Here is a 14975-nt window from a genome sequence, read left to right as displayed (position 1 = left end):
TTATTCCGCAAAGTCAAAAAGACTTTGCAGAGCGGGAGACTCTGCTAGGGAAAACTTCTAATCAGGTTTATGATTTCTAAAACTTCATTCTCCCTGAAATTTAAAATGAAAATTTTTATGTTATTATTGAGTATTAAACCCTTTGAAAACTTTCCATTTATCTTAGACTGATCAATTTCAATTGATTCTTCATGTATGAATTTAATTGGGTCTAGCTGTTTATTTGATGAATTCGACTTGATATAAATAATTTTATTTTTTTTATAGAAAAAAATAAAATCGGTTAATCCAACTACTTTATAGTTAATTATCCCCTTTGGTAAGGCTATAGTAAATGATTTAAATAATTGGATTTGATTATCTGACAATCCAGTTGTTATTGGCTTTACTTTTAGTATGTTTTTCTTTACACCAAAGACTAGCTCAAAATCTTTTCCAAAATTGCCTTTACTGATTGTATTGTCAATTTTTCTAGAGCAACTAAACAGGCAGATTATTAAACATACTATTATATTACATGTTTTCATTTTCTGTTAATTTTAGAAATTGTGTTTTTAAAGTCAGAAAATAAAATAGTTTTAGAATTAATTTGAGAAACATTGGCTTTATAAAAACCAATAGCCCTTTTGAAACTTGTCGTATATGAACCTCCAATTGTCCCTGAAGGTGGTGGAGTATTTACTTGAGTATACCCTAAGACGATATTTGGTTGAGTAGTTATAGTGTTATTCGCAGGATCTGTATCTTTTTCTAAACCAGAAGATCCCTGAGGTTGACCAATACTTATAACATTTCCATTACTATCTTTGTGAAGAGGATGGGTGTGAACATCAGAAGCAGGTAAATCTCCTTTGTCTGTTAAATCCTTATGAGCTTCCCTCATACTAGCACTCGACATTTTACCAGCATTGCCTTCCACTATTTTGGAATTTGTTCCGTTTTCCCCTATATAAAATGCATGCTCATTTCCTGTATCCTCTGTTCTACTATATGCTTCATCCATACTTTCAATAGTTTCATTTGTAGGCACGTTTATTAGGTTACCCGCGGCAATAAAGCTTTCAATCTCATCAGACTTTTTACTATGTGTTAATACTAATTTTTTATCTGTTTTATTATCATTTATCTGTTTTACAAGTTTGCCGGCAAGATTATATATATCAGTTTCTGGCCCCCTTCCGTCTGGGTCAATAAACCTTAAAGGGTTATTAAAAACGTAGTTATAAGGTGACCATTTCCGCATTTTGTCGGCTAGGGGATCCACATTACTCCATCTTGCGATAGTGGCGTCATAATGCCTCGCCCCATAATCATATAACTCAATACCTAAGTCTTGGACTCTTTCTTTGGAATTGTATTGGAAGCGGTCGGTTAGCTTTGAGCTTTGTGCATTGAGCTCTGAACTTGCTTGTCCAAAGTCCAGCCCCCAAGCATCATAATCGTTTTGTTGTACTATTCTTATAGGCTCTCTATTTGAAGCGTTTGGTCTTATTTTTCCTGTATTATCATTTCTTAATGGGTCACCACATCTACAGGCTACTCTTAGGTTACCCAAGTGGTCTTTGAGTTGATATTCATACCTAAACTTATTGCTTTCTTCATCTATATAATTTGGTAAACTAACAGAGCCATCTGGGTTTTTATGTAAGGCGTCTAGGGTCAGCACTCGGCCTTCTCCTGTTCCAATAAATTCTATTTCACCAGCTTTAAGTACCATACTACTCAAATACACTCGGGTTCTTTCTCCATCTATGGCAGCACCATTTGTTACGGTTGTGGCTACTTCTGTCATCAGCTTTTGACCAGCGGCAGAGTAGTAGTATTTCATGCGGCCATTGTTTTCTGGCTTGTTGGTATTGTCGCGTACTATCTGTAAAGGCAGGTTAGCATGGTTATACTGTATTTCTGTTATGCCTTTGTTTTTATCTGCCACCATATTTCCCATGGCATCATAGGTATAATCATCTGTGGTGGTGTTCAGCTCATTAAAATAGCGAGTATCCACATCAGTAGCAGCGTCTGTTACGGCATCTAGGCGGTTGTTGTTTTGGTAGGTGTAGCTCATTTGGTCTACGGTGCTGCCGTTCACATTTCTAAGCATGTTTAGTATGTTCCCATTAAGGTCGTAGGCTTTGTTTGCTGAGCCTGCGGCAAACATCCTAGTGCTAATACCATTAAGAGCTAAAGCTGCATCAGAGCTGTTATAGTCTGCCGTGAGTAGTCGGTTAAGGTGGTCATAACTGTATGCATAATTCTGCTTTTCGGCTATGCTTACTTGGTTTATGTTTTTCTGCACCTTATCCATGGTACGCCAGCTTTGGGAGGTAATATTACCAGTATAGTCGCCTGCATGAGAAAGGCTCATAGAGAAAAGGTCTTTACTGTTTTTATAGGCCTCGCCTGTTTTTTCTACATCGTTAATTTTAGTCAGCCAGCCTCTTATATTATACTCATAATCTACATTTTGTATGTCGCAGCCCAGCGTTTTGGTCACTAATTCACCCATTGGGGTATAGGTGTTTCTAGCTATCGGCTCCCATCGGTCTTCATTTATTTTCTGAGAGATGGAGGCCACTCTTCCGCCTTGCTCGTAGGTGGTTTTGGTATAAATGTTTAATGCTTGTAGGCCTTCAGTGCCTTCATAGTTTACAGTACTATGGCTTTCAATGGCTCTGCCAGCAAAATCTAATTTAGTAGAGCTTACTTCTACCAAGCCCTGTACATTATCTGTTTGGGTTTGAATGGCTCTACCTAAATTGTCATAATAGCTTACCGTGTTAAGATATTGATCAGAACCATTTAATTGTCTTAAATCATTGTTTTCGTCCATTACAGCCACGCGGCTTACGGTAGGCATTCCAGTGGTGTTTGTTAGATTTGCTACTCCAAAAGCGTGTGAAACATCAAAGGTTTTACTATTGGCGTTAGCATAGTTATCATAAAAGTTTTCAGAGATTATTTTTTCATCGTCTGAATCACCATTCCTTAAATAAGTGCGAGTTGGTCGGTTAAGACCATCATATTCCATTCGAGTAGTTTTTCCATTGGCATCGGTAGTTTTAGTTAATCTATCTCGAAAGTCGTAAGACATATTCACAAATGCGTCCATACCTGGTACTCTCTTTTTTGTCATGCGGCCTCTTGCATCATATTCATAAAAGAAAATGAAATGCGTATATGGCGTAGTATAAAGGTTAAGAGAGGTTCCTATGCTTAAATTATCCAGTACTTTAGAAGCCATAGGTTGTAAGACATACTGTAATTGACCAAAGTCATTATAGATGTAATTAGTTTCAATGATTTCATCTGCTGAGAAAGCCCCGTCTAATGTAATCTCATTATAAACCCTTTTTGCTACCACATTGCCTGACTTATCTGTAAAAGAGGCACTTAGGTGTCCATTGGCATCCTCAGTAAGAGCGGCCATTAGTTCATGGGCAACATAGTACCTTGTTTCTACGGTTTGTGTAGTGATGTCGCCAGTTTGATCATTGAAGTAAAACAGTTTCACATTATCAAGCAAATATGCTTTTATGGCTTCTTTGTTTCCATTTGGTAAAGGCAAACCAAGCGTGGTGTTTGAGCTATAGGTCATTTTGGTAGTGTGACCATTTTCCAAGGAAAAGTCTTCGCCTGGTGCACTTTGCTCTAGTACTCTGTTTAATGGGGAGTTTTCAAACACTACTTCAGCAAAGGCTTTATTGGCATCTGTAGCTTTTCCTGGTTGCGAGCTGTAGTAGTTTTGCTGTATAGCCAGCATAGCTGTAGGTTCTATAAAGTCTCCCCCATTATTTGACAGGCTAAACGGCAGAAACTTTTGTGTTTCTCTTCCAAAAGCGTCGTACTTCATGAAGCTTACAATGTCTTGCTGCAATTGGTTCCTATATGGTCCACCCGCGGCATTTACATTCATAGATTGTATTGGTCTTCCTAAGCCATCAAAATAAGATACTGTTTGTACGGCCTCCACATCTGTGGAGGGAATTTCAGAGAATGGCTGTAAATAGGTATTCTCTACCACATAGTTATAATTACCAAAGGCCTTAGAGGGGTTATTTATGGGGTTAATGGTTAGAGCTTTGTCAGTAGCGTCACAGCCGCAGTCTTCGTCTATTACGGTAATATCTACGCTCGCCGTGGCAGTACAGCTACCTCCATTTGAGGTGGTTAGGGTATAAATACCGGCATTGTCTGTGCTTGCAGGCTCAATCGTAAAGTTTTTTTCCTCACTGGTATAATTATTTGGTCCAGTCCAACTATATTCTTTCGTTTTACTACCATTTCCTTGTATAGATATCTTATCACCTACGGTTACTGGAGAATTATGTCTTATTATAGCTTCGGCGATTTCATTAACTTTAACTTCTGCAGCTGTTTCTGAGTTTGGACTCTTACATGCTCCAATAACACATTTTACACGATATCTAGTAGTACCCTTGACTTCAGCAAGTAATGATGGGTTTAGTTCAGTTTGATTTAGTTCATCATTTTCTTTATTCCACTGTAAGTAACCATTTGTGCAAGCAGTAGTTACATTTAATTCAAATGTAGAACCAACACATACTTCCTGAAAAGCTGGACTTAACACTGGCTGTGTAGGTTTGATGACCAAAATATTAATAACCTCAGAAACCAAAGTTTCACAATCGCTGGTACAGGTTACATAATATGGAAACTCTTGACCTATGGCTCTTTTGTTTTCGTTGCTTATGATGCTTCTTCCCACTTCACCATTTGACCACGTAAGAGTCCCCGTTTCACAGCCAGAGGCAGTAAGAATAATTTCAGTTTCTTTACAAACCGCTGTAATTCCGGTATTGGTGGTGATAATAGGTTTTGTGTTACTTTCTTTTACCAAAATATCAATAGATGCAGAAGGCGAACTACAGATGAGGTCTGTACAAATGGCCGTGTATGTTGTGCTAACCGAAGGTTGAACGGTAATCTCCGAACCAAATTCTTCAAATCCATTTGCCGTAGTCCACTTAACATCTGCGTCACAATTAGTGGCCGTTAAAGTTGCTGTAGTTCCAAGGCAAATGTCACTCATAGAAGAGCTTAAAACCGGGGCTTCGAAGTTATTGACAATAATTTCTACAGATTCCGAAGTTTTGGTATCGCAGAAAGAAGTACATGTAACATTATAGCTGGTAGTTTCAGTTGGGCTCAAACTTCTAACGGTTTCTGTGGAGCCATCATTCCATACAATGCTGCCATTGCAGTACCCTGCATACAGAGTAAGCTGTTCACCCAAACATATACTAGTGGTGGTGTAGGAGACAAAAGGTACTACAGCTTCTGGCTTCGTTGGTATTACCAAAGATGAAGCAGTAGAAATAAGAGAACAATTAGGTGTGGCACAAGAGATACTATAAATATCACCATTTGCGGCAGGTTTTGTTATAGAACTAGGATTTCCATTTGTTGTATTTGTGATATCACCTGTATTCCACAAAACATCTCCATCGCAACCAGAGGCTATAATAGGAATTAAGTCTCCTGGGCATAAATCATTTGTATCTACCGCTATGCTTAGCAATACTATTTCATTAACACCAATTGTTATTTCGGCAGTAGGAGAAACGCAAAGGCCCGAAGGGTTGGTACAGTAAACGCTATAAGTGGTTTCTTGCGTCGGTGATATTATTCTATTGCTTTGGTTTTCAGAAATATCAGACCAAGTAAGTATACCATTACAGTTTGTAACACTTAAATCTATAGTTTCTCCTACACAAATGTCATTCTTTAAAGCCTGTAAATCAGGTAAGATAGGTTGTTCTTCCACGGTAATAGTAACACTGTTTGAAACAGTTTCGCAATCGTTAGTACATGAAACCGTATAGGTGGTGGTGGTGTTTGGGCTAACATTGATGGTTGAGGTGCTAGCACCATTTGACCAAGCAAGTGTACCTAAGCATGAACTACTATTAAGCTCTACGGAAGTGCCTGCACAAACTAAACTACTCGTGCTTGAGATAACAGGATTTGTTAGTAAAGGAATGGTGTTAACAGTTACGGTATTAGATGTCAACCTTAAAGAACAATCTTCTGTAAAGCAGCTTAGTTTATAAATAGCATTTCCCGAAGGAGAACGGGTTATGCTTGATGTATTTTCAGTTAAAAGAATATCATTTTCAAACCATTCTATTTCACTTGAACAATCCGAGGTAGAGATTGTCACCTCAGCACCAAGACATACTAAATTTTGGTCAGCTGCAATAATCGGATTAACCGGTTGTGAAACTAAGATCGTAATAGAGGCCTCTTCAGAAACACAGCCTCCAAGTATAGATTTACATATAGCTTTATAAGTACTCGTTTGTGTTGGATTTACTGTTCGTGAGGATTGTGTAAATACATTACTTCCATCTGTCCATATAAGTTCCCCAGTGCAGTTTGGAGCTGAAAGGATGGTTGACTCTCCTTGGCAAATACTTTGATTTTCAGCTTCTAGTAAAGGACTTAAAGGAATTGGCTCTATAGTTAAAGTAAAATCTGACGATGCCGTCCCACAATCATTTGTACAGGTTGCTGTATAAGTAGTTGTACTGCTTGGCAGCACATTTATTTGTGTAGTATTTTCTCCTGTTGACCACAGAATGTCTCCATTACAGGCCGCTGCTTCCAAGGTCACATCTTCAATTCTATCACTACAAATAGCGGAACCCTCTATTTCCAAGGCCGAAAGTACCGGTGGCAATGGAGGTGTAAGTACAGTAACTTGAATGGCATTGGAATTTGGAGAAACGCATGAGCCAATAGTACATGTAGCCGTATAAATATCGGTTTCTACTAATACTAGTGAGAAACTACTCCCCGTATTTCCATTACTCCAGTTAATGGTACCAGACTCACAGCCTGTGGCGGTAAATACTGTTGGAGTTCTATCTTCAGAATTAGAACAAACCAAGTACGTGGAAGCCGAAATTGTTGGAGGTGTAGGATCTTGTACTTGGAGTGTTATTGACTCTGAACTTATGTTTTGGTTACAACGAGTACAAATGGCAGTATAGGTAGTGGTAATATTAGGAGATACTGTTATCTCATTCTCATTTAAAACAGACGTTTGGTTATTTATATCCGTAGAATTCCAACTGATAATGCCCGAGCAGTTTGTAGCACTAAGGGTCACATTATCTTGACTACATATTGTAATGCCTGAATAATCTATTATTTCTTGAGATTCGTTTTTACTAACAATAACAGGCAAAGTGACTTCGGTGACAACCTCATTGCTTATTCCTAAACCTAAGCCACACTCATTTGAACACTGAGCCTTATAGGTGTATGGCACTTCTGCTTTTGTTATTTGAAGGGTTCCCGTAGTACTTGTATTTCCTTCTTGACTATCCGAACTAGTCCATGTCCAGTAAACATCGGCTGTACAGCCTGTAGCCGTTAGAAGGTCAAAACATGGGTCACTTGTTGAAGTTAGTGTGATTGCTGGAGTTTCTTGAGGTATTGTTTTTTCTGTAATAGTCAGGGAATTGCTTAGTGAACTTACGCAGCCTTCACTACTTGTACATGTAGCGGTGTAAACACCAGTTTCAGAAATAATAATTGAATTTCCAGAGCTCCCATTTGACCAATCAACCGTTCCATTTAAGCAATTTGAGGCAATAAGTGTTAAGCTTCCGTCAGAACACATCTCTGTTCCTCCATTGGAACTTTGTATGCTAGGAGTGCTTGGGATAGGATTTACCATTATCTCAATGCTGTTGCTAATAGGGCTGTTACAATCTTGTCCATCACCACATGTCGCAGTGTAACTTCCCGCCGATGAGACTATTAAGGTGTTTCCTGTCGCGTTGGTATTCCATGTAACTATACCAGCACAACCTGTAGCCTGAAGTTCAATAGTCTCGTTTTCGCAAATAGAAGTATTACCCTGTGCTGAAATATCAGGTGCTATGTCATAATTATTGCAGTCATTAATAGTAACAACCGTAGTAGCTGTAGCCGAACATTTATTATTGTTTACGGTTACGGTGTACGTTCCATTGTTAAGAGATGTTACGTTTGAAATAAGGGCTCGATTATTAGAAGAATTAGAATAGAAACCGTTAGGACCTGTCCATGTGTACCTAGTAGTGCTACTACCTTCAACATTAGTGGCTATTGCTGTAAGAGTTATGGATTGTGTGGCATTCTTAGGGCCATTATTTGTAGCTGTAATATTGCCTACGGGAGGATAAAGGATGACATAATCGGTATTTGTCAGATAGTTATTTGATCCTTGACAACCAGTGACGCATGTAGCAAAATATACAGCATGTATGGAGTGGTCTATATTAGTACTAGGTCCACTACCTACATCATAGAATATAGAGGTTGTATTATGAGGCCTGTATGACCAGTTTACGGTGCCATTACAATTCGATGCGGTATAAGAGAAAGAAGCATTACTGCAATTTGTCATTTCTGTGCCAACGGGACCGAAAGAAGTAGAAATTATTGGTTTTGTGGGGGCGGGAATGTCCTCAACATATACAGTGGCTGTCACACTTGGACTTGGGCAAGAGGAAGCGGAGGTACACCTTACGATGTAGCTTGTAGTAACAGTAGGACTGACGGTAATTTTGTTTAATGTAGAACCATCAGACCATAGATATGAAGTGCAGCCAGATGCCGTAAATGTATTTGTTACTGTAGAGCCCTGACAAACCGTTCTTTCATAAACATTGAGGGTTGGAGTCAAGAGTTCAATACCTTCAATAATAGAAAGTTCATTGCTTTCTAAACTTTCACAAACTCCATCTACTGAACATTTAGCTGAATAGGTACCCGCAATGGAAACCTCAATATTATTTCCAACTTGTCCATTTGACCATAAAATATCTTGTGTACATCCACTGGCAGATAGAACTACCGGTAAATCTGTGCATAAATAGTTTTGATTGCTAGTGACTACTGGTGGAGCAATGGACTGGTAGGCGTTTATTGGATCTAAATTTATTGGAATCTCAATGTTGCCGCTTGAGATTTCGTTTAGATAAGGTGTTATACACTTACCAACAAAGGTGATAGTTTGATTAGAAGAGAGTCCTTGATTTATATAAGAGTAGGTTGTTCCCGTTCCAAGCAGGCCTTGAACAATGTTATTTGTCCATTCTACAGTACCATTGGTACAACCTAATAGCTCTAAGTTAACGCTTTCATTATTACAAAGATCAGTTGTAGTCTGATTAGAGTTTAAGTAATAGAGAGTTACACTCGCGGGTTCTGAGATACAATTGACATCAGACCCAACGCACTGAACACTAAAGGTTTCTGTTTCATTAACCGTTTGTAGCGTAATTGTTCTAATAGGGTCGGTTGACCTTATCCCGTCCCACCATATATATTCAAGACTACAGGAGCTGGCTGTTAATACTACTGAGGTTTCATTTGGGTTCTTTTGAATAGCCTTTAGATTGATATTCCCTGCGTATTCGAAGGATAAAGAAGGTGAAGGGATTTGATTAATACCAGCCGGTAAGGATATCCTTCCGGAGAGGCTACAGCCTTGGTATTCACAGATGTAGTCAAATGTTTGTATTTGGTCGGTAAATGTGACATCAAAGGCGTTGTCAATAATGCCGCTGTCCCACGAAATGGTTCCCTCGCAGCCAGAGGTACTCATTTCAATGGTTTGACCTATGCAAAACACATTACTTAAGTCATTAAGCGATGTCTGTTCATTAGACTTTATCCCAGCTGAAATGAAATTGATGTTAATTCTCCCTATAATCGGATTAATTTTTGAAACAGTATATGTCTGAGATTCTACAGTGGAACATTCTCCATCTTTTTCGCAATTGGCGGTTATGAGATATGAGCCACCGTTTTTTCCAGTTGTTTGATTCAATGTGGAACCTTCACTTTCAAAGGAAGTCAAGCCATTCGTTCCTTTAAACTTATAAGTATAATCTGTAGGGCAACCAGAGGCGGTGAGTACAAAACTGTTTTCTGGACAAACTTGATTGTCACCTGAAATGGTCAGAAGATGATTTGGGGCTTGTGTACCAGAAACGGTTATAGTAAGGTCATTCGAGTTTGAGACTTGCCCGTTGACCGTACATGTGGCGTTATACACGGTGGTATTCGAGGGAGATACAATTATGTTTTCTGTGGTAAGGCCGTTAGACCACATTATATTTCCATCCAAACACCCATCACTAAAAAGAAGTGTAGATTCTCCGTTACAAATTGTTTTGTTTGAACAATTTGCATTAGGGCAATCGCTTTCGTCTAAATATGCTGTGATTCCGAATACTTCCATGGTACTATTTGCTACAGTCCTAAGAGAAGAACTGGACAAAACTTCATCTTGGTTTATACCATAAAGATTGTCTCCAGAGAGATAAGAGCCCACACTTTTAGAAGAGAAGCATAACGTCCTTTTTTTGACAAAAATTGTCTCTTCATTTGACACTTGGGGGCCTTTCAGAAGTAGAAAGCAAGCATCTGGGTTTTCTTCCGTAAATATTCCTTCTATGAAGATTTCTTGACTTGGGTTTCTATCATTTAAATTAATGGGCATGAAATCTTTATAATTTCCACCTAGCATTTTAAACCCTTTTGGGAAAACCACCTTTAAACTAAATTCACTACAACCTTCTTCTCTCCAAGAGGGGTGAAGTTGATCTTCAAAATCTAAGCGGAGATTTATTCTAACTTTGGTGTCTCTTAAGAATTCAGTACTTTTTCCACCAATTCTGTCAACATTCTTTGTGGCGTAAAATGAATACCTAATACAATCTACTCCTCCGTCATCGTTAATCCATTGTATTTCCTTTTCTTCTAAATTTAAAGGTGTTACCCTGACGTTGCTTAGAGAATCATAAATACTTTCTTTCGCTTCAAGATTAAGATTTGAAAGGAAAAAATGAAATAGTAATATACAAGTTGTAAACAACTTTTTACTAGAAGCAGAGATGTGTGTCATGTAGAGTCTTTCTTATATGGAAGTAGTTCGAGCCCTGAAATATACATATGTATTTATATGATTTAAAAGAAAAAATGAAAATTTAAATAGATGTTTGTCAAATGATTAGAGGAAAAAGAATTTTCAAACTAATATTGGGTGTGAGTTTTTTGCTTTTATTTAAATCTGCAATGTGAAAGTTTGGTTGACCTTAATGTTTAGTTTGTGCTATGGAACTGCTTTCTGTCAAAATGTGGGGGGAGAGCTATTTCTTAGGAAGATTGATAAGCCAGGTCTTAATTATGAAATAGGAATTACGAATTACTGGGATCGAAATATTATCCCTTTCAATTATGATGAATATTATCTTAGAATTTACAGGAAGCGTGACAACCATTTAATGTTGCGAATTAGAAATCCAAAAATTAGTGATAGAGAATTGGCAAATCCAAACAAGCCATGTTCAGATAGTTTGGGAGTTGACTTTTATGGAGTTGATTACAGAAGAGAAACTTTTCTAGATCCTGATGAATATGATGATCCACAAGGTTATTTTATAAAAATGGATGAATGTTGTAAATATAAATTTCTTAACAACATTGAAAACCCGAGATATACAGGTTTTGTTTATTATGCCGAGTTTCCAAGCCTAAAAGAATATCCGGAATTTAGTTCACCCTCCTTTGGCTTGTCAGACATGCAAGTTTATTGTGTAGATGAAACTTTTAACTCCAACTTTGGTGCTATTCCTGCATCAGGTTTACATCATAAATACAAACTGGATAATCCTATCACTGGTTATTCTACCTATAACTCTCCAACATTACCGACGAGTACGTCTTTAACATATCCTCCAATAGTTTGGGCTAATGGATATAATAAAGACAGGGTTTTTATGGGTAGTCCAACCTTAACTATTGATGAAAAGACTGGGGTAATATCAGGCCATCCAGTTGAGTCCGGAAGTTTCTTGTTTGGCATGCGGTGTGAGGTTTATAAAGAGGATGAATTACTTGGATATTTTAGGAGGGATTTTGTTATAGTTGTGGTTGATTGCAAAAACGAGCCTCCAAGTACTCCTCATATTTATAGTAATGGCAATTTAATAACAGAGGAAGCTCTTCTTTGTCAGGGAGAGAACTTGACATTGGAGGCGGAGTATCATCCAAATTATAATTATACATGGTTTAAGAATGATGCCGCGATTGGGGTGGGTTTTGAGATAGAGGTTTCTACAGATGGGAATTACAGTGTAGTCAAATCAGCAAAGAATAGTTGTACTAAGGTTTCTTCTTCGGATTCTATTAGGGTAGTTAATCTTGAAACATCCAGTTTACCAAAAATTGAAATAGATGAGCCTTTTCCTTGTGAGGGAGATACCGTAGAGTTAAGGGCTTCAGATAACATAGGTAGTATAGTTTGGAAAAAGGAGGGAACTCAGATTTCCGAAATGGAAGCTATCAAAGTAACTTTGGGAGGGACTTATTCTTTAGAAATTAAAGAGGCTCAAGGCTGCCCAAGCCTCTCTCCACCAATTCCATTAAGCTTAAACTTTAAAAGTGCACCCACAATAATTACCCCCCAAGGTCCATTTTCGTATTGTTCTGGTGAAAATCTTTTACTTACCAACAGTGATAATTCTTCATGGACTTACCGTTGGCTAAAGGAAGGTTTAGAACTACCAGGAGAAAGCCTCTCATCTTTATCTGTATCGGAAATTGGGAAATATCAAGTTGAAGTGTCACAAAATAATTGTAGCAGTCTGTCCGACAACTATGAGGTCGTCCCTGGACCCAATTGCGGAGGAGACGGTACTGATGTCGTTTTTATGCCAACAGCATTTAGCCCTAATTCGGACATCTATAATCAAAGCTGGAAAATTTTCAATTTAGAAGCACAATCCTCTTCTGAATATATATTAACAATATTTAATAGATGGGGAGATGTCGTTTTTCAGTCCAAAGATATTTCTGAGTCGTGGGACGGCAATTACAAGAGGAAACCCCTGCCGGCGGGAGCGTATTTGTATCAACTTCGATTAGATACTTTTCGAAAAACCGGTCAAATACAACTTTTACGGTAGAAGCCCACAAAAGCTTGGGAGTACTAGGTAAGTAAAGGAGAATAGGTAATACCGAAGTCAAACATTTTTTATTAAACTTAGGATTAGTCTGAAAACCAAAGGAACCTTCTGAGCATATAAATTTTGGTATAATCTTTAAAATGTAGTCACCCTTAAGGCTTTTTAACTGTATGTTACGACCATACCTAAATAGCCATTATAGAGGATTATAATACACTGCAACTACATTGAATAAGATTACTAATTATTTTTTTGACTACAGAATTTACACGGTCAGATATCAAGATTTTATGGGCTAACACCATAAAACTTATACCGGAAATAACCAAAGAAAAAAACCTTCGTTAGATTAGTCTTCTTGAAGGGTTAGATAGCTTGACTGGATTTTCGTACAATCGCGATTGCAAATTCACATTCTTACCACCTTGCCATTGCCGCCCTTTTATCGCTCTCTCCAATTTTAATATACTTTTGAAAAGAGGCCAGGTCTTTATGACCAGTCATAGATTGGATAACGGGAATGGGAACTCCCTTGATATTTTCAGATAGTGTAAAACTAATTTATATCCAAACCCATTCGTATCTTTGTCGTGAATAACATACAATAACATGGAAGAATTGTGGTCTTATCACGACAATTTAATAAAAAATACGCAAACGGAGCGATTTAGATACCTCTATGAAGAGATAGATTGGTCCGTGCGAATGATGGGCATTAAGGGGCCTCGTGGTACGGGTAAAACCACCATGATGCTACAGTACATCAAAGGGAATTTTGAAACGGGTTCTCCATGGGCCTTATATGCCACACTGGAGCACCCCTATTTCTTCACCAACTCCCTTTATGATTTTGCGAAAGAATTCTACCAAAACGGCGGCAGACATTTGTTTATAGATGAGGTTCATAAATACGAAAGATGGTCTAGGGAGCTAAAGGTTATTTATGATGGTTTCCCGGAGCTTAAAATAGTTTTTTCGGCCTCCTCTGCTCTTGATATTTTTAGGGGAGAGTCTGATTTAAGTAGAAGGGCTTCCGTCTATCAGCTTCATGGCCTTTCCTTCAGAGAGTACATTAATTTTTCGCTCGACCAAAAATTTGATAAGATAGAAATAGAAAACATTTTCACCGATGTTAGAAGACTATCTGCACAAATTGCGGAGCAAATACAAGTCATACCGCTGCTCAAAGCCTATCTAAAAAATGGGTACTACCCTTTTCATTTGGAAATTCAGGAGTCGGATTATTTACTGCGATTGGTTCAGGTAATTAATACCGTGATAGACACTGACCTGAATTACATAGAAGGCTACAGTGCCGAGGCTAATAAAAAGGTAAAGAAGCTGCTTAGAGTGGTAGCTGAATCTGTGCCATTTAAGCCAAATGTATCTGAGATTAGTAGAAAAACGGGTGTAAGTAGAGACCTAATTTACCTTTATTTAGGGCATTTAGAATCAGCTCATTTGATAAGTCAACTTCACCAAACGGGCAAGGGTGTTTCTACTTTACAAAAGCCCGACAAGTTATATCTAGATAATAGTAATCTTTCTTATGCTTTGTTCTCGAACCCTGAAATAGGCAATATGCGGGAAACCTTTATTATTAATCAGCTCAGAAATGCTGGACTAGAAGTTTCTCTTCCAAAGAAAGGTGATTTCTATTTAGACCAATCAGGAATTACCATAGAAGTAGGTGGAAAAAACAAAGATGGGAAGCAAGTTGCAGGAATTGAAAATGCCTATTTAGCAAAGGACGAGATAGAAACGGGCATCGGAAATACTATTCCGCTTTGGCTCTTTGGATTTTTGTATTGACATGAAATTATGGACAAAAGGTATCCACCCGAGCAAGAGCACCTATAGTTTTTTCCCAAAGTTAGCTGGGAGCATGTTGTGGAACTGGCTTGGCTTAGTGAGAAGAATGTTTTGTAAGGCGTAGCTAATCCATTGGCTAGGATTGATATCGGCGATTTTGCATAGGGCAAAGAA

The 14975-nt window shown here is 38.1% G+C and carries 4 protein-coding genes; 2 read left to right on the top strand and 2 right to left on the bottom strand.

What is annotated here, in order from left to right:
* Window positions 1-44: 44 nt before the first annotated feature.
* Complete coding sequence (locus tag ACSBFT_RS20115; protein ID WP_489602196.1) at window positions 45-527, bottom strand: hypothetical protein; 483 nt, start codon at window positions 525-527, stop codon at window positions 45-47.
* Complete coding sequence (locus ACSBFT_RS20110) at window positions 524-10927, bottom strand: DUF6443 domain-containing protein (RefSeq protein WP_489602195.1); 10404 nt, start codon at window positions 10925-10927, stop codon at window positions 524-526. The genes ACSBFT_RS20115 and ACSBFT_RS20110 overlap by 4 nt, the downstream gene beginning before the upstream one ends.
* 172 nt (window positions 10928-11099) lie before the next feature.
* Between ACSBFT_RS20110 and ACSBFT_RS20105 the strand changes: the two genes are divergently transcribed.
* Together ACSBFT_RS20105 and ACSBFT_RS20100 are read left to right on the top strand one after the other, a co-directional pair.
* Entirely contained in the window at window positions 11100-12989 is a 1890-nt protein-coding gene (locus ACSBFT_RS20105) for a T9SS type B sorting domain-containing protein (protein WP_489602194.1), read from the top strand.
* 609 nt (window positions 12990-13598) lie between these two features.
* The gene (locus tag ACSBFT_RS20100) at window positions 13599-14801 is read left to right on the top strand and encodes an ATP-binding protein (RefSeq protein ID WP_489602193.1); all 1203 of its coding nucleotides are present in this window, start codon (window positions 13599-13601) and stop codon (window positions 14799-14801) included.
* Window positions 14802-14975 lie beyond the last annotated feature (174 nt).

Source organism: Arcticibacterium sp. SM2516 (assembly GCF_057914865.1).
The sequence above is the reverse complement of the archived record's forward strand: the minus strand, read 5'-3'. Positions and strand labels throughout refer to the sequence as shown.